Origin of the sequence: Nocardioides sp., assembly GCF_047607365.1 — a bacterium.
Classification (GTDB): domain Bacteria; phylum Actinomycetota; class Actinomycetes; order Propionibacteriales; family Nocardioidaceae; genus Nocardioides.
The window spans coordinates 1-21413 of sequence record NZ_JASGDD010000229.1; the positions used below are offsets into that span (position 1 = coordinate 1).

Consider the following 21413-nt stretch of genomic DNA (forward strand, 5'->3'; position numbering starts at 1 on the left):
CGCTGGCCGAGGTGAGGCCGTACGTCGATGCCGGACTGCGTCACCTCGTCTTCCACGCGCCCGGCATGGACCAGGCCGAGTTCCTCCGCGAGTTCGGCGCCGAGGTCCTCCCCGCCCTCCGGGAGCTGTGAGGGCGGCCTCGATCACCGCCACCGATCACCGAGACGGCAGACGGGGAGCGGTCGGACTCGACATCGATGAGGAGGGACGACGATGACCGACCTTGGCATCGAATACCAGACGGTGATGGGACTGCCGCCGATTGAGTTCGTGCACCTCGCCGCCGACCTCGGATGCTCCCGGATCTCGATGAAGGCCCGGGGTGGGGGAGGCCCGTACAACCCGTGGGGGTTCCCGGAGTACTCCTTCGTCGACGATGCGGCCCTGCGGCGCCGGATGTGCGCTGCGATGGACGCCCGGGGCGTGTCGATCTCTCTCGGCGAGGGGTTCGTGGTGCTTCCGGGACGCGATCTCCTCCAGGACCGCGCCAATCTCGACGTCATGGAGGAGTTCGGGGTCAGGCGGGTCAACGCGGTGACGATGGATCCCGACCTCGCCCGGAGCGTGGACCAGATCGGTGCTCTGGCCGAGGCGGCGGCCGAGCGGGGGATGGAGACGACGATGGAGTTCGCTCGCTCCCTGGCGGTGAGCGAGCTCGCGGAGGCGATGTGGATCGTGGCCGAGGTCGCTCGGCCGGACTTCCGCCTGCTGATCGACACGATGCACGTCGCGCGCTCCGGAGTCACCCCGGAGGAGCTGGGAGCGCTCGATCCGTCGTTGATCGGCTACGTGCAGCTCTGCGATGCCACGGTCAGGCAGAACCATGCGGTCTATCGCGACGACTCGAGCGACCGTCTGGTGCCCGGGGAGGGCGAGCTTCCTCTGCCGGAGCTCCTCGCCGCGATGCCGGCCGGCCTGCCGGTCGGCGTGGAGGTTCCGATGCGGAGCAGGGCGGAGGCGGGGGCGAGCCCGCAGGCCTGTGCCGCGGAGGCCGTCGAGGGCGCTCGCCGAGTCCTCGCCCAGGCGGCCGTCCGCCGCGGGGTCGACGCGGCACGCGGGCTGCTCGCTCGGGACTCACGACACTCAGCGGAATGAGGGCCCGTGCCCTTCGCGTGGCTGAGCCCGTTCTCGGGCTAGTCGGCCGTCCCGTCGCTCGCCGGCGGCTGGTAGGAGAGGAAGCCGGCCTCGCCGGGGTTCTCCGACTCGCTCCTGGAACTGCGCTCCTGGGCGTCGCGCAGCGCGGCCAACCGCGCCTCGAGGAGGGCGCGCTCGGGTGTTGATCCCGCCGCGTCGAGGGCGCTCTCGACGTGCGTGATCTCCTTGCGCAGCCGCACTCCCGACTCGTGGAACGTGAGCAGGTCGTGGTCGTCCTCGTCCCAGTAGGGGCCCTCTGTCTCCGCCATGAAGCACACCTTTCCATCGACGCGTTGTGGTACTAGTTGAATAGGTTATATGATAGACGTCACGCAACGCATCTCAGGTCGTCACGGAGGTTGTTCCCCGATGGTGTCGGTTCGACCCTTGCCGCAGCCGACCCTGGCCAGCGACCAGTTCTGGTCGAGTGGCGGCGATGGCATCCTGCGGGTCACCCGATGCCAGGAATGTGGGGCGTACACCCACCCGCCGTTGCCCCGGTGCCGGTCCTGTGGTGGGCCGAAGCTGGACCTCGAACCGGTCTCGGGGCGAGCTGTCGTCGTCGGATTCACGGTCAACCACCAGCAGTGGCTGGCCGACTTCCCGCCGCCGTACGTGATCGCCATCGTCGCTCTGGCGGAGGACGACGGCGTTCGCCTGACCACCAACATCGTCAACTGCGCCCCCGACGAGGTCCACGTGGGGCAGTTCGTCCGGGTTCTCTTCGATCACCTCGGAGACATCCACGTGCCGCTCTTCGAGCCCGACCCGGACAGGGTCGGCGAGGTCGGCGAGGTCCCGAAGGACGGCGACGTCGCCGCCGGGGTGCGGCCGCCCGCGTCCTCCGCTCGGTTCGAGCATCGCAGCTTCCTCAGCGGCGTCGGCCAGTCCCGGATCGGCCGGCGACTGATGGTCGATCCGCTGGCGCTGACGGTCGACGCCTGCCAGGAGGCGATCGCCGACGCCGGTCTGACCTTGGCCGACATCGACGGCCTGTCGACCTACCCGGGGCGGGTGCCGTCGCCGGGCATGTCCGAGGGCGGGATCGGACCGCTCGTCGAAGCGCTCCAGCTCCGCCCGACCTGGTTCAATGCGGCCGCGGACACGCCCGGCCAGGCGGGTGCCGTGATCGCGGCGATGCTGGCCGTCGCCTCGGGCCTGTGTCGCCATGTGCTCTGCTACCGGACCGTCTGGGAGTCCTCCCACGCGACGATGGTCCGCGACGGTCGGTGGGACGCGCCCGCGGCTCGCGCCTCCGGACAACTCGAGTTCCTGGCGCCGTACGGAGCGATGTCGGCGGCCGGTTGGATCGGGATGTACGCCTCGAAGTACTTCCACCGCTACGGCGCCGACCGCACGATGCTCGGCTGGCTCGCGGTGAACTCCCGCGCCAACGCGGCACGCAATCCCGAGGCTGTCTATCGCGACCCGATCACGCTCGACGACTACTTCGCCGCGCGGATGGTGTCGACTCCGTTCGGGCTCTACGACTGCGACGTGCCGGTCGACGGGGCGGTCGCCCTGGTCGTGTCGGCGATCGAGACCGCCGGCGACCGTCCTCAGCCGCCGGTGAGGGTCGAGGCCGTCGGGACCCAGATCCTCGAGCGCCTGAGCTGGGACCAGGGCACCCTCGAGCACGAGCCCCAGACGGCGGGCCCTGCGCAACACCTCTGGACCCGCACCGACCTGCGCCAGCACGACGTCGACGTCGCGCTTCTCTACGACGGCTTCACCTTCAACGCCGTCTCGTGGTTGGAGGCGCTCGGCTTCTGCGAGCCGGGTGGCGCGGCCGACTTCATGGACGAGGGCCGTGCCATCGCACTCGGAGGAGCGTTGCCGGTCAATCCCCACGGCGGACAGCTCTCGGCGGGGCGACTCCACGGATTCGGCTTCCTGCGCGAGGCGGTTCTCCAGCTGCGCGGTCAGGCTGCGGGCAGGCAGGTCGCCGGCGCCGAGACCGCGGTGGTCACCACGGGCGGAGGAGCGCCCGGCAGCGCGCTCCTCCTCAGCCGCCACTAGTCCGAGCAACGACGTTCAGAGTGCCACAACGATTCCTACGAGGAGATCCGACGATGTACAAGCCCATGACCGGTGTCCGGGTGCTCGAGGTCGCCCAATTCACCTTCGTCCCTGCCGCGGGTGCGGTCCTGGCCGAGTGGGGTGCGGAGGTCGTCAAGATCGAGCACGCAGAACGAGGCGACGGTCAGCGCGGCCTCACCACCGTGCTCGGGGTGGACGCGATCAGCGAGGGGAGCAGCTTCTCGCCCATCTTCGACGCGCCGAACCGCGGCAAGCGGAGCGTCGGCCTGGCGCTGGAGAGGCCCGAGGCGCGGGCGGTCTTCGAAGACCTCGTCCGCAACAGCGACGTCTTCATGACCAACTTCCTGCCACCAGCACGGGCGAAGCTCGGGATCGAGCTCGAGGACGTACGGGCGATCAACCCGGACATCATCTACGTCCGCGGCTCCGGTTACGGCCAGCGCGGCGAGGAGTCGGACATGGGCGGCTACGACATGAGCGCCTTCTGGGCGCGCGCCGGCGGCGCGGCCGGAGCCACGCCGCCCGGAGCGGACCGTCTGGCGCCGATGCCGGCCGGCGCGTACGGCGACAACCAGGGGGGGATGACGATCGCGGGAGGCGTCGCGGCTGCGCTCTTCGCCCGTCAGGCGACGGGGGAGACCTCCGTCGTCGACGTCTCCCTCCTGGGGGTCGGCGCCTGGGCGAGCCAGTTCACCGTGAATCTCGCCATGATGGCGGGCGGGCCCCCGCCCCGCCCGCCGGCTCCCCGCCACGGATCGGCCCGGAACCCGCTGGTCGGGAGCTATCGGACCTCCGACGACCGGTGGCTCCTGCTCTCGATGGTCCAGCCCGGTCCGTACTGGCACGGATTCTGCGACCTGATCGGCCGGCCCGAGCTCGCCACCGACGAGCGCTTCGACACCGTCCAGAAGCTGATGGCGAACGCCTCCGCGGCAGGCGAGATCATCGCCGAGGTCCTCGCGACGCGCCCCTACGACGAGTGGATCGCGGCGTTCGAGGGATTCAAGGGGCCGTGGGCGAGCGTCCAGGATGCGTGGGGCGTGGCCAACGACCCCGCCCTGCGGGCCAACGGACTGGTCGGCGCCTTCGAGGATGCCGAGGGGGTGCGGCGCGAGATGATCGCCAGCCCGGTGCAGTTCGACGGGACCCCGGCCGAGGTCTCTCGCGGGCCGCTCTTCGCCGAGCACACCGACGAGGTCCTGGCGGAGCTCGGCTACAGCGACGAGCGGCTGCTGGAGCTCAAGATCGCCGGCGCGATCACCTGACGCGACGCCCGGAGCCCGGGCGCACGATCGGTGAATTCGGGCAGTCTCAGCGGGAGGCGGTCGTGACGGCGACGCTCAGCCCGCCGTCGTCGCTTCGGCGACCCAGGTAGGCCTCCTCGATCCGGCTCTCGTCAGCCGCCAGCTCCCGGGCATCGCCGCGAAGCGCGACGTCGCCGTGGGAGAGGACCAGGGCCGTGTCGGCCACCCGAAGGGCGAGGCTGACGTGCTGCTCGACCAGGACGCATGCCGCGCCGGTGTCGTGGGCGACCCGTCGGATGACCGGGAGCAGCGACTCCACGATCACGGGAGCGAGTCCCATGCTCAGCTCGTCCACCAGCAGGACCCGGGGATCCTGCATCAGCGCCCGGCCGATCGCCAGCATCTGCTGCTCGCCTCCGGAGAGGCTGCCGGCGCCGACCTTCGCCCGCCGCCCGAGCTCGGGAAAGTACCCGAAGATGGTGTCCAACGTCGTCGGCGAGCCCCGGCGACTGGCCAGCCGGAGGTTCTCCACGACCGTCAGCTCCTTGAACAGCGCACGATCGTCCGGCACCAGCACGACCCCTGCGCGGACGGCGGCGCGCGGCGAGCCCGGCCTCAGCTCGCGCCCGTCGACCTCCACGCGGCCACCGAGCGGGCAGAGGAGGCCGGCCAGGGTGAGCATCAAGGTCGTCTTGCCGGCGCCATTGGGCCCGAGGAGGGCGAGCACGCTGCCCGCCTCCAGGCTGAGATCGACCTGCCGGGCGACCGGGTGCCCCGCGTGGTAGCCCGCGTCAACCGCGGTGCAGGTGAGTGCGGTCGTCATGCTCCTGCTCCTGCCTGCGCGGCGTGCGTCGTGCCGAGGTAGGCACGCTTCACCTCGTCGTTTCCCTGGATCTCGGCCGGTGTGCCGACGGCGACGACCTTGCCGAGGTTCAACACCACGATGCGATCGCAGATGTCGAGCACCAGGCCCATGTCGTGCTCGACCATCACGACGCTGATGCCGGCGTCTCGCACCCGGCGCAGGCGCTCGCCGAGCCATTGACTCTCACCGGTGTCCAGACCGGCCGCAGGCTCGTCGAGCAGCACGACTCGAGGACGTCCGGCGAGTGCCCGTGCGACCGAGACCAGCTGCCGCTGCCCCACCGAGAGCTCGCGCACCGGGCGGTGGGCGACGTCGGAGAGATCGACCAGCCCAAGGTAGACGTCGATGTCGAGTGCGCCGTCGGCATGCGAGTAGCGGGCCGCCGTCGTGCCGACCTCCACGTTCTCCCGAACGCTGAGATCCTCGTAGAGCTCGATGCCCTGGAAGGTGCGGCCCAGCCCCTTCCGGCTGCGTTCGAACGGCTTGAGGCCGCTGAGGTCGAGGCCGTCCAGGGTGACCGATCCGGTGGATCGGGCGAAGCCGGTGATGGCGTCGATCAGCGTCGTCTTGCCCGCTCCGTTGGGTCCGATCAGGCCGATGATCTCCCCGCTTCGGGCCTCGAAGCTGACGTCCTCGTTCGCCACCACGCGTCCGTAGCGGACACCCACCTCGGAGATCGTCAAGATCGGATCGATCGCGACGGGCGACGACGCGACGGGCGCGGACGCGGGGGTCGTGCCGGTGTCGTGCACGAGATCCGCGTCGGGGCTCGATCGGGGTGCTGAATCCTGGGGGCGGCGCGTCTGCCGCCTCGCGCGCAGGTGCGCGATCTGCGCGTGCACCTCGCCCACGATGCCCTCGGGGTTGAGGATGACCGTGAGGATCAGGAAGAGCCCGCTGACGGTGGTGAAGTACTCGCCACCCTTGACCGGACCGTGGTGGAACAACGCGGCCGCCGTCCCCAGCGCGACCAGGCCGAGTCCGATCCGGGTGAGCTTCGGGGCGACCAGTCGTACGACGCCGAGGACCAGGAGGCCGAGCACGAGGATGTAGATCCAGAGGGGCAGGCCCTTGAAGACCAGGACGTAGACCAGCCCGCCGGAGGCGATCACGCCGGCGTTGATGCCGCCCGAGACCGAGGTGATCCCGGAGAGGTAGGCGGTGGTGAACAGGGCGAGCGAGCCGAACGCCGTGTACGAGCTGAAGTTGGCCGCGGTCTGCTGATAGCCCATCATCGAGCCGCCCAGACCCGCGATGAACCCGCCGATGGCGAAGGCGATGAGCTTGACCCGCGAGACCGACAGGCCGGCCGCTGCCGCGGAGCGCTCGTTGGCGCGTACGGCCAGCATGGCGGCGCCGAGCCGGCTGCGTCGGAGCATGGCCACCCCGCCGGCGATGAGCAGCAGGACGACGAGCGTCAGGATGCCGAAGGACAGGTGGGGGTAGCCCTCGCCGGCGCCCACACCCAGATCCAGCCCGAAGAGATGCGGGTCCGCGATCGGCGCGCCGGAGTATCCGCCGTTGAAGTCGACGTTCTCGAACCACAGCGTCTGCAGGACGACGGCCAGAGCGAGCGTCGTCACGGCCACGGGCAGGCCGCGGATGCGGAGTGCGGGGAGCCCGACCACGACCCCCACGACCATCGCGACCAGGGCGGCGAGCAAGGGGGCGAAGGGGAACGGGACGTGCAGTTGCTCCTGGATGCGGGTGAGGGAGAAGGCGGCGACGCCGGCCAGGGTCAGTTGGGCGAACGAGATCTGCCCGCTGAACCCCGTCACCACCACCTGGGAGAGCACGATGACCGCCAGGATCATCGACGTGATCACTCCGCCCCGGACGGATCCGTGTGTCGTCGTCAACCCGATCAGGCCCAGCGCCGTGATCGAGATGGCCGGCAGCAGATAGCCCCGCGGGCGAGGGGCGACGCCCAGGGTCTGCTGGACGACGGCGCCGCGGTGGGGAAGCTCCTGGCCGCGGAGCAGCAGGAAGCCCAGGATGACGAGCAGGGGAACCAGGTCGGCGAGGCCCGAGTCCGGCAGCCAGCTCTTGGCCTGCAGGTGCGTCGCCTCGGACTGGAGCATGCCGATCACGAGCGCGGCGGTGACGGTGATCCCGATCCGGCTGAAGTTGCCCGCCAGCGCAGCGGCGAGTGCCGCGACGAGGAACACCGTGTACGACGCCGGGGTGAGCGGCACGATCGGCGCGATCAGGATGCCGCCGATACCGCCGATGACGGTGCTGAGGGACCAGTTGATCAGCGCGATGCGCTGGGGCGAGATCCCGGTGACGAAGGCGCCCTTCTCCGACTCGGCGGCCGCGCGCGTCGCCAGCCCGAAGCGGGTGAAGCGGAACCAGAGGCCCAGCGCGATCGACATCAGGACGATGATCGCCGCGAACCACAGCCGGTCACCGGGGACCCGGCTCCCGAAGATCGTGTAGACGTGGGACGAGAAGATCGGAGGGGTCTGGATCCCGGTCGTGCCCAAGCGGGCGCTGAGCAGCTCCTGGATCACGATCATGACCCCGACCGAGGCCACGGCCTTCGCCGTCGCGGGCGCCGACCGGAGTGGACGGAACACCAGGGCGTAGAGGACCGCGCCGACGATCGCCGCGACCACGAGCGAGATCGCGAACGCGGGCCAGAACTCGAGGGGCCCGCCGAGGTCCACGGTGGCGCTGAACCCCGGAATAGGGTTGATCAGCTCGCCCTTGCGGAGGAAGGCGTAGGTGTAGGCGACGTAGAGCGCGATCGCTCCGGTCGCGAGGTTCACGACACCGGAACTGCGGTACGTGACCACGAGGGCGAGCGCAAGCGCGGCGTAGACGGCCCCGTTGCCGAGCCCGAGGATGAGGAAAACGACGTCGATGCTGCCCATGCTTGGCGCTCGCCCTTCGTGGTCTCTGGTTGCTCAGTGGCCGGTCTCGCCGCTGCCTACTCGACCACCTGCGGGTCGGTCCCCTTGCCGTCCTTCACGGTGAGCAGGAGGCCGGCCGCCGTGCAGTCGGACGGGAGGGCGGGAAGGGCCGTGCCGTCGCAGGTGAACGTGATGCCGGTGGCGGCGGGCATCGGGACGTCCTTCGCGGCGGTGATGGCGGCCTTGATCGCGTCGGAGGTCACGTCTCCGCTGAGTCCGCCCAGCGTGACCGCGCGGACGAGGCCGAGGACGGACTGGTAGCCGGTCACGGTGAAGCCGGTGGCGTCGGCCTTCGGGGCGTACTTCTCCATCACCTGGCGGTAGAGCGCCGACTCCTCGTCGTCGGTCGAGGTGGAGGAGTTCGTCATCACCTTGACCCCGTCGAACGCGGACCCGAGCGCCTCGGCCGTCCCGCTGTTGAGGCACGAGGCATTGACCATCGTCGGGATGTCGGGCGCGACGACGGTGATCGCCTTGAGCGTCGTCGTGCACCCCGTCTCGCTGTTGACCACGGCGAGGCCGTCAGGGTCGCCGGCGAGTCCTTCGGTCACCTGCGGCGTGGCGTCGGCGACGCCGGCGGGGATCGCGGTGATGTTCAGCTCGACTCCGGCGGCCTCGAAGAACGGATCGCCCACGGCCTTGACCGCGCCGGCTGCGGCGGGGACGTCGACTGGGAAGACCGTGACGCTCTTCCATCCCTCGGACTTGGCGTACTCGGCGAACCCCTTGAGCGTGGCCGCGAAACCACCGCCCCACATGTAGGTGCCGTCCGAGGTCTGTTCTGCCGCGGAGTTGCCCGATGCCGAGACGTAAGGAATGCCGGCGCCGGTCACGATGGGCACGATGGTGTCGCCGAACCCGTTGGCCGTGGACACCACGACCGCGACCTTCTCCTCGACCATCTGGTTCGCACAGGCGGTGGCGCCGGTGGCGTCGGACTTGGTCCCGCAGCGAACGATCTCGATCGGGTGACCCGCCAGGCCCCCGAGCTCGTCGTTGGCGTACTTCGCGGCCGCCTCTCCGGCGTCGTTGTAGTTCGAGTTCGACACCGCGCCACCGCCCTCGTCGCTCACGAGTCCGACCTTGACCGCGGTGCCGCTGGCCTTGGTGCCGGGGAAGTAGCTGGCGAGCGCCGTCGGGACCGTGCTCGAGCCGTCGTCCGCCGAGTCGTCGGAATCGCTCGAGCCACATCCGGCGACGCCCGTCAGGGCCATGCTCATCACGGCGGCGAGCGCCGCAGGTCGGCGCAGAAGGGAGCGCGTGGGGTTCTGTCGTGCTGTTGGATTCATGTCCTGCCTCGCTGATCGTGCGGGCGGCGGCGCCGCGCAGTATCCGACATCTCGATGAACTAGTGAGATGATTCAACTGATCTTTAGGTACGGCAGGGCAGTGTGTCAATCGTCACAACAAATTGAATGTTGCGCCCGTATGTGCCGCGGGCAGCAGGCATGCCCGGACCCGGCGTCAGGTGAAGAGGTCGACGACCTGGGTGGACTTCAGGTCGTCGTTGAGGAGGTAGTGCGCGGCGGACTCCATGTGGGCCAGCCAGTGCTTCTCGGCGCCGTCGGCATCGCCGGCCTTCAGGAGGCGGATGAACTTCGCGTACGACCGGATCGTGCGTCGGAAGCGCTCCTGGTCGCCGGCGTCGTAGCCCTGGGAGAGCTGGGCCCGGAGGTGGGTGCCGACGATCTCGGCGAGAACGGCGCCCTGGGTGGCCAGGGTCTTGTTCCCGCACTCCTGGAGGATCGCCTGATGGAAGTCGGAGGTGAGTCGCGACCACGTGTCCGGGTTGAGGACGAACGGCTCGCGCTCGTCTAACTCCGCGGCAAGCTCGTCGACGATGGCCGAGAGTCGCGCGATGCTCTCCGGGCTCTTGCGCAGAGCCAGCAGCCGCGCCGCGGCGGGCTCGGTCACCATGCGCGCCTCGTAGACATCGCTGATCATCGTGCCCTGCGTCTGCAGGACGAGGCCGACGTACCTCGCCGCGACGGAGACCTGTGGCTCGATCACCTCGGCGCCGCCGCGACTGCCGCGCCGGACGCTGATCAGAGCCTCGGCCTCGAGGATCCGGAACGCCTCGCGCAACGTGGGCCGCGAGACCTGGAACTGCTCCATGAGCTGGGACTCCGGCGGCAGGGTCTGTCCCGGTGTGATCTCGCCCAGCACGATCTGTCGGCGAAGGCGGGCGGCGATCAGCTCGGCGGTCTTCGGTGCTCGGATGGTCGTTCCGACCCGGCCGTTCGTGCCCGGCGAGCCCGAGGCGGTCGTGGGCATGCCCGATGGTACCGCGCTCATCGGTCATTCGGTCCAGACCCTTCCGCAATGCGCGCTTTGGTGATATCAGTTTACTGATTGTTCGTCTTTCGTATCGACGTGGCGAGACCTGCTCGCCTGCCAGGAGGCACGCGTGTACAGCCCGTTCTTTCATGTCGGCGTCCTGGTCCGTGACATCGATGAGGCCGTCCGGGACTTCTCCGAGGTCCTGGGCATCGAGTTCGAGGACATCCTGACCGCGCCGGTCGCCACGGGCGAGACGATCCGGTGCTGCTACTCCTACGGCGGCCCGCCGATGCTCGAGCTCGTCGAGGCGACGGGCACGGGGATCTGGCGACCGGATCTGGGGGAGGGCCTGCATCACCTCGGCTTCGCCACGCCGGACGTGGCGGCGGTGTGCCCGGCCTTCTCCGGCGAGGTGGACACGATCATCCCGGGTGCTGACGCGGGCGACGGGCCCCGGGTGATCTACACCCGCCCGCAGGTCCTGCACGGGGTGCGAGTGGAGTACCTGAAGTCGTCGATGGTCGAGGCCTCGATGGCCCGCCTCGCGGCACATCGTTCAGTATGATCAGATAACTATTACAACTATCATGAGTGACGTGGAAGAGGAGGCCGGGAGATGTCGGCGCTGCTGTCCGGCGAGGAACTGGCACTGAGGGACTCGGTCCGCGCGTTCCTCGACAGGAAGATCGCTCCGCTGGTCCGGGACCACGAGCAGGCTCACACCTTCCCCTGGGACCTGCTCCCCGAGGTCTACGCCTGCGGCTACGTCCGCGGCGGCGTTCCGGAGGCACTCGGCGGTGACGAGTTCCCCATGATCGCCCAGGCGATCCTCATGGAGGAGGCCGGCCGTTGCTGGGGGTCCCTCCGGACCACCGTCAACGTCCAGGGGATGGTGGCGCGGATCGTGGCGGCGGCGGGCACCGCCGAGCAGCGCGAACGCTTCCTCGCCCCGGTGCTGGCCGGACGACGTTTCGGCTGGTTCGCTCTGACCGAGCCAGGAGCGGGCTCGGACGCCGGCTCGCTGCGGACCCGGGCCAAGCGAACCGCCGGCGGGTTCATCGTCAACGGCAGCAAGATCTACATCACCAACGCGCTCGGGTGCGACTTCGGCATCCTGTTCGCCCGCGTCGTCGGTGAGGACGACGCCGACGAGGGGGTGACCGCCCTCCTGGTGGATCGTGCGGAGTCGGCGTACGGCGTGCACGACATCCCGCACATGCCGCTGCGCGCGACCACCAGCTGTGAGCTCACCTTCGACGACACCTTCGTGCCGGAGACCAACGTGCTCGGGGAGATCGGCGGTGGACTCGCCCTCGGCATGGGCGCGGTGAACGTCGGGCGCCTGAACATGGCGATGGGCGCGGTCGGGCTCTCCCAGGCCTGCCTGGAGGAGTCGATCCGGTTCTGCACCCAGCGCGAGCAGTTCGGCAAGCCGCTGGCGGCCTTCCAGCTGGTCCAGCAGATGGTGGTGGAGATCGCCACCCTGACCGAGACCTCCCGGCTGCTCGGCTACCAGGCGGCCCGCGCCATCGATGCCGGCGAGCCCGGACGGTACGAGTGCTCGATGGCCAAGCTCTACTGCGGGGAGTCGGCCGGTCGCGCTGCGACGTTGGCGCTCCAGGTCCACGGAGGTGCCGGGCTGATGGAGGAGTCGCCGGTCGAGCGGTACTTCCGAGACGCCCGCGAGGCGACCATCCCCGAAGGGACCAGTCAGATCCAGATCCTCCACCTGGGCAAGGCGCTCCTCGGCCAGTCGGCGATGCGCTGACCGCGGGGCGGCGGAGGAGCGGGCGTGGGTGCGAACGAGAGGACCAGGAGATGAGTGACGCCGTCGAGGTCGACCAGGACGGTCCCGTCCTGGTCATCACGATCAACCGACCCGACCAGCGCAATGCGGTCAACGGCGCGGTCTCGCGGGGGATCGCCGAGGCGCTCGACCTGCTGGACGCCGATCCCGACCTCCGGGCGGGGGTGCTGCACGGCGCGGGCGGCACCTTCTGCGCCGGCATGGATCTCAAGGCGTTCGCGGCCGGCGAGCCGGTCCGCGACGACGTCCGCGGCTTCGCCGGTCTCGTCGAGCGCCCGCCGGCCTCCCCGCTCATCGCCGCGGTCGAGGGGTGGGCCCTCGGTGGCGGCTTCGAGGTGGTGCTCTCCTGCGATCTCGTCGTCGCGGCCCGCACGGCGAGGTTCGGGCTGCCCGAGGTCAAGCGCGGGCTCGCCGCCCGCGGCGGCGGTGTCTTCCGACTGCCCCGGCGGATGCCGTACGGGATCGCGATGGAGCTGATCATGACCGGCGCGGCGCTGGAGGCGCCCCGGGCGGCGGACTTCGGGCTGGTCAACCGGCTCGTCGAGGAGGGGGAAGCCCTCGCCGCCGCGGTGGAGCTGGCGCGCGAGGTGGCGGCGAACGCGCCGATGTCGGTGCGGGCCTCCAAGCAGGTCGCCTCCGCATCGCTGGACTGGCCGGTCGAGGAGTGCTTCGCGCGCCAGCGCGAGTATCTGGAGCCCGTCTTCGCCTCGTCCGACGCTGCTGAGGGCGTCGCGGCGTTCCGCGAGCACCGCGACCCCGTCTGGAAGGACCGATGACACACGGCGCCGAGACGCGTGCCGGGCGGCAGGCGCTGGGAGACCTCACCGTGGTCTGCCTCAGTGCCCTCGGGCCGGTGCCGTACGCGGCCATGCTGTTGGGCGACCTCGGAGCCCGCGTCATCAGGGTCGACCGACCCCAGAGGCCCGTGGGCGTGACGGGCCTGCGGCAGGAGGACGACCCCCGGACCCGTGGGCACGAGTCCCTGGGGCTGGATCTCCGCGACGAGCGCGGTCGGGAGGTGCTCCTGCGCCTGGTCGGCTCGGCCGATGTCTTCCTCGAGGGCATGCGGCCGGGAGCGGCCGAGCGACTCCGGGTCGGGCCGGAGGACCTCCGGGAGCACAACCCGGCGCTGGTCTACGGCCGGGCGACCGGGTGGGGACAGACCGGCGCGCGGGCGCTGACTGCCGGGCACGACATCAACTACGCGGCCGTCGCCGGCGCGCTCTATCCGATCGGTCCGGCCGACGCACCCCCGCCGCCGCCGCTCAACCTGCTCGCCGACTTCGGCGGTGGCGGCATGTTCCTCGCGCTCGGCGTCCTGGCGGCAGTGCACCAGCGGGTCGCCACCGGCCGCGGCCAGGTGGTCGACGCCGCGATGGTCGACGGCGTCGCCTCGCTGACGACGATGATGCACGGGATGCTGTCGGCGGGCCTGTGGAGCGACACCCGTGGCGACAACGCACTCGACGGGGCGGCGCCCTACTACCGGACCTACGCCACGGCGGACGGTGGATTCATCGCGGTCGGTGCCATCGAGGGCCAGTTCTACGCCGATCTGCTCGCGGTCCTCGACCTCCCGGCCGAGGAGTGGCCCCAAGACGATCGGTCGCGCTGGCCCGAGCAGACCCGTCGGCTCGCCGAGATCTTCGGGAGTCGCGACCGGGAGCACTGGGAGAGGACCTTCGCCGGGCGCGACGCCTGCGTCACCCCGGTCTACTCGCTGGGCGAGGCAGCCCTGGTCGGCGAGCTGCGCGAGCGGGGCACGTTCGTGGAGTGGGACGGCGTGGTGCAGCCGGCCCCGGCGCCGCGGCTCTCCGACTCGGCCGTGATCCAACGCCCACGCGTGGGCTGGTGCCGTGACACCGAAGGCCTGCTGGCGGAGGCCGGCCTCACGGGCGCCGAGGTCGACGAGCTCAGGAAGGCAGGGGTGGTGCGCTGATGGACACGCGCGAGCACGAAGGCAAGGTCGCTCTGATCACCGGCGGCGGACGGGGCTTCGGCGCCGCCTTCGGACGGGCGCTTGCCGAACGGGGCGCCCACGTCGTCCTCGCGGACGTCGATGTCCAGGCGGCCACCGAGGCGGCGACGGCCCTGCGGGCAGCGGGTCTGGCGGCCAGCGGAGTCGCCTGCGACGTCGCCGACGAGGATCAGGTCGCCGCGGTGGTCGCCGACGTCGTCGCCCAGCACGGTGGCCTCGACATCCTGGTCAACAACGCCGGTCTGCACTCCGACGCCTACAACAGGCCCTCAGCCGAGATCGGGATCCCCAGGCTGCGCAGGCTCTTCGACGTCAACGTGATGGGGGTGCTGATCTGCACCCTCGCCGCGCAGGAGGCGATGGCCGGACGTCCGGGCGCCTCGGTGGTCAACCTCGCCTCGGCGGCGGCGTACACCAACCCGACAGCGTACGGCGTCTCGAAGCTGGCCGTCCGGGGCCTGACCATCTCCCTGGCCAGGGAGCTCGCCCCGCTCGGGATCCGGGTGAACGGGATCGCGCCGGGCCTGATCTTCACCGACACGATCCGGGAGGAGCTGCCGCCGGCCGTGGTGGAGCGGGTGATGGCCGGTCAGCTCCTGCCCCGCGAAGGCGAGGTCGGCGACATCGTGAACACGCTGCTCCACCTGGTCTCCTCGCGTGCGGGATTCGTCACCGGCGAGACGTTGCGGGTCACCGGCGGCAGTCACCTGTCCATCTGAGCTCCACGGGCCGACGTGGCCCGGGATCACACGAGAAAGAGAACGACTTATGCGAGACGCAGTCATCGTCGACGCGGTCCGCGCCCCCATCGGGCGTCGCAACGGAACGCTCGCAGGTGTCCACCCCGTGGACCTGGCGGCCGACGTGCTCATCGCGGTAGCGGAGCGAAACCAGCTCGACCCGGCGTCGGTGGACGACGTGATCTGGGGGTGTGTCACCCAGATCGCCGACCAGTCGACGAACGTCGGTCGGCTCGCGGTGCTCGCCGCGGGGTGGCCCGAGACGATTCCGGGGGTCACCGTCGACCGCGCCTGCGGCTCGAGCCAGCAGGCGGTGCACTTCGCGGCCGCGTCGGTCATCTCGGGGCAGAACGACGTCGTCATCGCCGGTGGTGTCGAGTCGATGAGCCGGGTGCCGCTCGGCTCCGCACGGGCCACGGGGGAGCCGTTCGGTCCCCGGGTCAGGGACCGCTACCAGCGCGACAGCTTCAGCCAGGGGCTCGGTGCCGAGGAGATCGCGCGGCGCTGGGGGCTGGATCGGACTCGGCTCGACGAGTTCGCCTTGGAGTCCCATCTACGGGCCGCTGCCGCGATCGACGCCGGCGCGTTCGCCGGACAGATCACGCCGGTCCTCGGCCCCGACGGCGCCTTCACGATGGACGAGGGCGTCCGGCGTCAGAGCTCCATGGCCACACTGGCCGACCTCAAACCCGCGTTCCGGGAGGACGGGGTCATCCACGCCGGCAACAGCTCGCAGATCTCCGACGGCAGTGCCGCCCTGCTGATCATGACCAGCGAGAAGGCGGCGGCCCTCGGCCTGCGGCCGCTCGCGCGATTCCACTCCGGGGTCGCGCTCGGCGACGACCCCGTGACCATGCTGACCGCGCCGATCCCGGCGACGCGCAAGGTGCTCGCCCGCGCGGGCCTGTCGATCGACGACATCGGCGTCTTCGAGGTCAACGAGGCCTTCGCGTCCGTGCCCCTGGCCTGGGAGATCGAGACCGGCGCCGACCACGCCCGGGTGAATCCCCTGGGTGGCGCCATCGCCGTCGGCCACCCGCTCGGCGCCTCCGGGGCGATCCTGATGACGCGCATGATCCATCACATGGTGGACCACGGCCTCCAGTACGGCCTCCAGACGATGTGCGAGGCAGGCGGCATGGCCAACGCGACGGTGATCGAGCTCCTCGCCTCCTGACGCCCACGGACGCCTCACCCGGATCTCCGTCCTCTCTGCACCCTCTCCCTACCCGCCCCATCCCCTCACCAACAGGAGCCGCAAGTGAAGCTCGCGTCCACCTCCGCCCTCGTCACCGGCGGTGCCTCCGGCCTCGGCCTCGCGACCGTACGCCGCCTCGTCGCTGCCGGTGCGAAGGTCGGCATCGCCGACCTCAACCCACCTGCCGACGGCCTTCTCGACGAGCTCGGCGGGGGAGTCGTCTACGTCAAGACCGACATCGCCGACGAGACCTCGGTGATCGAGGCCCTCGATCTGATCGAGGACGCCAACGGCCCGATCCGTGCCGCTGTGCACTGCGCCGGGCGAGGGGGCGACCGCGTGCGGATCCTGGATCGAGACGGCAACCCCGGCTCGTTGGACACCTTCTCCGAGGTCATTCGGATCAACCTGATCGGCACCTACAACGTGCTCCGGCTCGCAGCGCAGCGCATCGGGCGGTCCGAGCCGGTGGACGGCGAGCGTGGAGCGATCGTGCTGACCGCCTCGGTGGCCGCCTTCGACGGCCAGATCGGGCAGACGTCCTACACCGCGGCCAAGGCGGCGGTGCACGGGATCACCCTGGTCGCGGCCCGTGACCTGGCCAGCCGGCAGATCCGGGTCAACACGATCGCGCCGGGCGTGTTCGACACCCCGATGCTGGCGCGGCTCCGCGACGACATCCGTGCGGCGTTGGAGGCGACGGTGCCCCACCCGAGCCGTCTCGGATCCCCGGACGACTACGCCCACCTGGCCGTCAGCCTGCTGGAGAACTCCTATGTGAACGGCGAGACGATCCGGCTCGATGGGGCCATCCGGATGCAGCCCCGCTGAGCGGCTGCGGCCGGCGTACGGGAAGGGCGAGAGGCGATGACCACGGGGGAACGAGCTGCGCGGGCGCCGCGCATCGGCTTCGTCGGGCCCGGTCGAATGGGACGCCCCATGGTCGACCGTCTCGTCGACGCCGGCCGCGACGTCCGCGTGCACGCACGGAGTGAGGAGCGCCGCTCGGAGCTCGAAGCGGCCGGCATCGCCGTGGCCGACGACATCGCGGGCCTGGCCGCCGGATGCGATGTCGTGCTGGTCACCGTCTTCGACGACGACCAGCTCCGGGCCGTCGCCGACATCGTCGCGGCGTCGATGCCCGACGGTGGCGTTCTCGTGTCCCACGTCACCGGGCGGGTGAGGACGGTGGACGAGCTCGCGGCGCGGCATCCTCGGATCGGTGTGGTCGCCGCGCCGGTCAGCGGTACGCCGGCCGACATCGCTGCGGCGCGCCTGACCGTCATGCTGGGTGGCGAGGAGGCCGATCGCAGCCGGGCCCGGGCGGTCGTCTCGACCTACGCCGATCCTGTCATCGAGGCCGGATCGCGACGGGCGGCCCTCTCGGTCAAGCTGCTCAACAACCTCCTGCTCGCCGCCAACGTCCAGTGCCTCCTGGATGCCGCACGCCTGGCCGGTTCCCTCGGCCTGGGCGAGGACGTGCTGCTGACCTCCCTGGCGCAGATGAGCGGAGGGAGCCGGGCCAGCGAGCACGCGCTTCGCTACGGAGGAACCGACGAGCTGGTCGAGGGCATCGCCCAGTTCCTGGTCAAGGACGTCGCGGTCTGCTTCGAGCAGGCGGAGGAGCTCGGTGTGGACACTGGCCTGCTGGGAGACCTCATCACGCGGGGCGGCCGCTTCGTCTGAGCCGGCGTTCACCTGTTCCGCGCCTGTCGCGTCCCTGTCCGGGCACCCTGGCGACGGCGGGAACCGGTGGATCCGGGCTGAGGCTCATGTCGTCGGGGCCGCGACCTTGCGGAAGTCCCAGCTGGTCACCTTCTCGGGGACCAGGCGCAGCCATCCGTGCCGGCCGTCGTGGGTCATCCGGCCCGAGGCGCTGTACTTGCGGGCGAACAGCTCCTCGGGCTCGACCAGCTCGGGGTCCGGCTCGCCCGTGCGGGGCGCGCTGCCGATCTGCTCGGCCCGCCCCGACAGCTCGACGCCGCGCAGCTCGAAGAAGTCCTCCCCGGCGTCGACCACGATCGCGCACCGGGAGTCGAGTGCCAGATCCGTCCAGCGCTGGCTCCGAACCACCGAGTTGAGCCAGAGCGCGGCGCCGTCCCAGACGAACCAGAGCGGGGCCACGTGGGGCCGCCCGGTCGCGCTCACGGTCGCGACGCGGCAGGTCCGCGTGGTGCGGAGGAAGGCGTCGACCTCCTCAGGGGACATCGCGATCGCGCGCCCCCGTCGCTGCCGGCGCGGTGTCGTCATCGGGTTACGCCGACTTCTCAGGGACCATTGCTGGATAGTACAATAGGTCATATGATTCACGTCACGCCCGACGTAGGGGAACTTGAAAGGTGAGGAACCGTGCCGCTCCAGGACTACATGCAGATCATCTCGGTCGACGACCATCTGATTGAGCATCCCCGTGTCTTCACGGACCGACTTCCGAAGAAGTTCCAGGAGCGTGGGCCACGGATCGTGGAGGACGAGCGCGGCAGCCACATCTGGCATTTCGAGGACGACATCTTCCCCTACATCGGGCTCAATGCGGTGGCGGGCAAGTCGCCCGAGCAGTTCGGGATGGAGCCACTGCGGTTCGACGACATGATCCCGGGGTGCTACGACCCGGCGGCGCGGGTCAAGGACATGGACGTCGACGGCGTCCAGGCGGCCTGCTGCTTCCCGTCGTTCCCGGGTTTCGGTGGCCGGGTGTTCCTCCGTGCCAAGGACAAGGAGCTCGGTCTCGCCTCGCTCCAGGCGTGGAACGACTTCAGCATCGAAGAGTGGTGCGCGACCGCTCCCGACCGGTACATCCCGCTCGCCCTCCTCCCGATCTGGGACATCGAAGCCTCCGTCGCCGAGTTCAGGCGGGTCGCCGCGATGGGCGCCCGGACCATCTCCTTCCCCGACAGCCCCGCGCCGTTGGGCCTGCCGTCGTTCCACAGCGACTACTGGGGACCGATCTGGGACGTCGCGGAGGAGACCGGGATCCCGATCAGCCTGCACTTCGGCTCGGGCAGCTTCGTGCCCGGGTTCTCCGCCTCGGCCTCCGGCCTGGTGACCGGGGAGAACTTCTCCTCGGTCGCGGTTCGCTATGACGACGGCTCCGGGCTTCCGAAGGACGAGGCGCCCAACGCGGTCTCGTTCACGCTCTACGCCTGCAACCTGATGTGGTCGGCGACCGACCTGCTGTTCTCCGGCCAGCTGCAGAAGCACCCCGACCTCAAGTTCATGCTCGCCGAGGGCGGGATCGGCTGGATCCCCTACATCGCCGAGCGGGCGGACGCGGTGTGGTCGAAGCACCGCTACTACCAGCCCATCGACTTCCATGCCCGTCCGAGTGAGCTGCTCAAGAAGCACTTCTGGGGCTGCTACATCACCGACGACTTCGGTCTGGCCAACCGGCACGCGATCGGGATCGACCGGATCTGTGTCGAGATCGACTATCCGCACTCGGACTCCGAGTGGCCGAACAGCCGCAAGGTCATCGCCGAGTCGCTGCTCGACGTCCCGGATGATGAGGCGCACAAGATCGTCGAGCTCAACGCGCGCGACGTGCTCAACTTTCCCCGGGTATGACCTCGGTCCACTCGCGACTCTCCGTCAGCGGGTTGTGCTTCCCCGAGATGTCGGCCGAGGAAGCCGTCCGTGCGTGCGGAGAGCTGGGGGTGCTCTGGACCTCGATCACCTCGGCCAAGGCGAGCGCGACCGGAGCCGGGGTGCTGGCCGCGGCGGCCCGTGAGTCCGGCGTGGGCGTGGCGACGACCACGGCCGCGATCCGCTTCGACCTGGCCCCGGGCGCGGACAACTCCGACCGGGTGAGCGCGGCCCTCGCCGATGTCGACCAAGCCGCCGCCTTAGGCGCGACCACGGTCTACACGCTGACCGGCCCTCGGGTCTTCGACACCTGGTCGGAGAACGCGGAGGCCTACGCGGCACTGGCCGCACCGGTGGTCGCCCATGCCGGGGCCAAGGGTGTTCGGGTCGCGCTGGAGCCGACGAACTGGCTCTACGCCGACCTCACCTTCGTGCACAGTTTCCGCGACGCCGTCGCGCTCGCCACCCTGGCGGGGATGGGCGTCTGCCTGGACCTGTTCCACGTCTGGACCGAGGCCGACCTGCTCGAGAACATCGCCGAGCACATCGATCTGATCCATCACGTCCAGGTGAGCGACATGGAGCGAGGCGCTCGCTCGCTCCCCTGCCGGACCGTGCCCGGCGACGGCGATATCCCGCTGCGCTCCCTGGTCGCGCACCTGCTCGCGGCGGGATACACCGGCCCCTTCGACCTGGAGCTGAGCGGACCGCGGATCGACGAATCCGGTCATCGTGCGGCCGTGCTGACCTCCTTGGCTCGGCTGGAGAGCCTCCTCGACGACCTCGGCGCCTGATCCGGCTCGGGCGCCGTTCCGCCTGGATCGAGGTTCAGGAGAAGAGGTCGACGACCGGCTTCGTCTTCAAGTCGTCCTTGAGCAGCCAGTGGCCGGCGACCTCCATGTGCGAGAGCCAGTGTGCCTCGGCGCCCGCGGCGTCCTTGTCCCGGACCAGCCGGATGAACTTCTGGTAGGACCGGATCGCGCGCTGGAAGCGCTCGGGGCTGTCGTCGGCGGTGAAGCCGGTCGCGATTCGTGTCCGCACGTGTGTCGCCACGATCTCTTGCAGGACCGCGCCCTGGATGGCCAGGGTCCGGTTGCCGCAACGCTGGAGGATGAGCTCGTGGAAGCGGTACGTCAGCTGCGACCAACTGTCGGGATCCGGCACGAACGTGTCTCGCGCGGCGACCTCGTCCTTGAGTGCGAGGACCACAGCCTCGAGGTCCTCGAGGTCCCGCTCGGTCCGGTTGGCGGCGAGCATTCGCGCGCACGGCGGCTCTGAGATCATGCGGGCCTGGTAGACGTCGTCGATGGTGGTGCCCTGGGTCTGGAGCAGGATGCCGACATAGCGGGCGGCGACCGAGGCGTCGGGAGCCATCACCTGAGCGCCGCCACGACTCCCGCGGCGGACGCTGATCAGGGTCTCGGCCTCGAGGATCCGGAAGGCCTCGCGCAGCGTCGGCCGCGAGACGCCGTACTGCTCCATCAACTGCAACTCGGGCGGAAGCGTCTCGCCGGGAGGCAGTTCGCCGCGCACGATCCTGCGGCGGAGATGCGTCGCGATGAGCTCAGCCGTCTTGGGGGCGCGGACGACCGTGCCGATCCGGGGGCCCGAGTCCTGAGCAAGAGTCATG

General features: G+C 70.2%; 20 protein-coding genes. 13 read left to right on the forward strand and 7 right to left on the reverse strand.

The features are described 5' to 3' along the window. The first annotated feature begins 213 nt into the window (after positions 1 to 213). Positions 214 to 1095 (forward strand): sugar phosphate isomerase/epimerase family protein, encoded by an 882-nt coding sequence (locus QM572_RS17815; RefSeq protein WP_415095316.1) that lies wholly within the window; start codon positions 214 to 216, stop codon positions 1093 to 1095. 38 nt (positions 1096 to 1133) lie between these two features. Here the strand turns inward: QM572_RS17815 and QM572_RS17820 are convergent, their stop codons facing one another. Then, on the reverse strand, positions 1134 to 1403 hold the full coding sequence (locus QM572_RS17820) for a hypothetical protein (protein WP_415095317.1): 270 nt from the start codon (positions 1401 to 1403) through the stop codon (positions 1134 to 1136). A gap of 118 nt (positions 1404 to 1521) precedes the next feature. On the opposite strand from QM572_RS17820, the gene QM572_RS17825 reads away from it, so the two are divergent. Further along, on the forward strand, positions 1522 to 3153 hold the full coding sequence (locus tag QM572_RS17825) for a thiolase C-terminal domain-containing protein (RefSeq protein WP_415095318.1): 1632 nt from the start codon (positions 1522 to 1524) through the stop codon (positions 3151 to 3153). Between the two features lie 53 nt (positions 3154 to 3206). Next, complete coding sequence (locus QM572_RS17830) at positions 3207 to 4439, forward strand: CaiB/BaiF CoA transferase family protein (protein WP_415095319.1); 1233 nt, start codon at positions 3207 to 3209, stop codon at positions 4437 to 4439. A 46-nt stretch (positions 4440 to 4485) separates the two neighbouring features. On the opposite strand, the gene QM572_RS17835 is transcribed toward QM572_RS17830, so the two are convergent. The 4 genes from QM572_RS17835 to QM572_RS17850 form a co-directional block, all read right to left on the reverse strand. Then, positions 4486 to 5241 carry an ABC transporter ATP-binding protein gene (locus tag QM572_RS17835; protein WP_415095320.1) on the reverse strand — a complete coding sequence of 252 codons (756 nt, stop codon included), beginning with the start codon at positions 5239 to 5241 and terminating at the stop codon, positions 4486 to 4488. Next, complete coding sequence (locus QM572_RS17840) at positions 5238 to 8159, reverse strand: ABC transporter permease subunit (protein ID WP_415095321.1); 2922 nt, start codon at positions 8157 to 8159, stop codon at positions 5238 to 5240. Before QM572_RS17840 ends, QM572_RS17835 begins: the two co-directional genes overlap by 4 nt. A 56-nt stretch (positions 8160 to 8215) precedes the next feature. Then, positions 8216 to 9412: an ABC transporter substrate-binding protein gene (locus QM572_RS17845; RefSeq protein ID WP_415095322.1), complete on the reverse strand. Its 1197-nt coding sequence runs from the start codon at positions 9410 to 9412 to the stop codon at positions 8216 to 8218. A 250-nt stretch (positions 9413 to 9662) separates the two neighbouring features. After that, positions 9663 to 10472, reverse strand: a complete 810-nt coding sequence (locus QM572_RS17850) for a FadR/GntR family transcriptional regulator (protein WP_415095323.1) — start codon at positions 10470 to 10472, stop codon at positions 9663 to 9665. Positions 10473 to 10605: 133 nt separating this feature from the next. On the opposite strand from QM572_RS17850, the gene QM572_RS17855 reads away from it, so the two are divergent. The 8 genes from QM572_RS17855 to QM572_RS17890 all read left to right on the forward strand — a co-directional run bounded on the left by QM572_RS17855 (position 10606) and on the right by QM572_RS17890 (position 17887). Beyond that, on the forward strand, positions 10606 to 11043 hold the full coding sequence (locus QM572_RS17855; protein ID WP_415095324.1) for a VOC family protein: 438 nt from the start codon (positions 10606 to 10608) through the stop codon (positions 11041 to 11043). A 51-nt stretch (positions 11044 to 11094) separates the two neighbouring features. Further along, positions 11095 to 12246 carry an acyl-CoA dehydrogenase family protein gene (locus QM572_RS17860; RefSeq protein WP_415095325.1) on the forward strand — a complete coding sequence of 384 codons (1152 nt, stop codon included), beginning with the start codon at positions 11095 to 11097 and terminating at the stop codon, positions 12244 to 12246. A 50-nt stretch (positions 12247 to 12296) separates the two neighbouring features. Then, positions 12297 to 13061 (forward strand): crotonase/enoyl-CoA hydratase family protein, encoded by a 765-nt coding sequence (locus tag QM572_RS17865; protein ID WP_415095326.1) that lies wholly within the window; start codon positions 12297 to 12299, stop codon positions 13059 to 13061. Next, positions 13058 to 14224, forward strand: coding sequence for a CaiB/BaiF CoA transferase family protein (locus QM572_RS17870; RefSeq protein WP_415095327.1), 1167 nt, complete (start codon positions 13058 to 13060; stop codon positions 14222 to 14224). Before QM572_RS17865 ends, QM572_RS17870 begins: the two co-directional genes overlap by 4 nt. Further along, positions 14224 to 14982 (forward strand): SDR family NAD(P)-dependent oxidoreductase, encoded by a 759-nt coding sequence (locus QM572_RS17875; protein WP_415095328.1) that lies wholly within the window; start codon positions 14224 to 14226, stop codon positions 14980 to 14982. Before QM572_RS17870 ends, QM572_RS17875 begins: the two co-directional genes overlap by 1 nt. 49 nt (positions 14983 to 15031) lie before the next feature. Then, a complete protein-coding gene (locus QM572_RS17880; protein ID WP_415095329.1) occupies positions 15032 to 16180 on the forward strand; it encodes a thiolase family protein in 1149 nt (382 codons plus the stop codon). Between the two features lie 84 nt (positions 16181 to 16264). Continuing rightward, complete coding sequence (locus QM572_RS17885; RefSeq protein WP_415095330.1) at positions 16265 to 17032, forward strand: SDR family NAD(P)-dependent oxidoreductase; 768 nt, start codon at positions 16265 to 16267, stop codon at positions 17030 to 17032. 36 nt (positions 17033 to 17068) lie between these two features. Continuing rightward, positions 17069 to 17887, forward strand: coding sequence for an NAD(P)-dependent oxidoreductase (locus QM572_RS17890; RefSeq protein ID WP_415095331.1), 819 nt, complete (start codon positions 17069 to 17071; stop codon positions 17885 to 17887). 84 nt (positions 17888 to 17971) lie between these two features. On the opposite strand, the gene QM572_RS17895 is transcribed toward QM572_RS17890, so the two are convergent. Further along, positions 17972 to 18451: a pyridoxamine 5'-phosphate oxidase family protein gene (locus tag QM572_RS17895; protein ID WP_415095332.1), complete on the reverse strand. Its 480-nt coding sequence runs from the start codon at positions 18449 to 18451 to the stop codon at positions 17972 to 17974. Positions 18452 to 18550: 99 nt separating this feature from the next. On the opposite strand from QM572_RS17895, the gene QM572_RS17900 reads away from it, so the two are divergent. Both QM572_RS17900 and QM572_RS17905 read left to right on the forward strand, forming a co-directional pair. Beyond that, positions 18551 to 19765: an amidohydrolase family protein gene (locus QM572_RS17900; protein WP_415095333.1), complete on the forward strand. Its 1215-nt coding sequence runs from the start codon at positions 18551 to 18553 to the stop codon at positions 19763 to 19765. Then, positions 19762 to 20577 (forward strand): sugar phosphate isomerase/epimerase family protein, encoded by an 816-nt coding sequence (locus tag QM572_RS17905; protein WP_415095334.1) that lies wholly within the window; start codon positions 19762 to 19764, stop codon positions 20575 to 20577. Before QM572_RS17900 ends, QM572_RS17905 begins: the two co-directional genes overlap by 4 nt. Positions 20578 to 20611: 34 nt before the next feature. Here QM572_RS17905 and QM572_RS17910 read toward each other — a convergent pair whose 3' ends face one another. Further along, complete coding sequence (locus QM572_RS17910; RefSeq protein ID WP_415095335.1) at positions 20612 to 21412, reverse strand: FadR/GntR family transcriptional regulator; 801 nt, start codon at positions 21410 to 21412, stop codon at positions 20612 to 20614. Position 21413 lies beyond the last annotated feature (1 nt).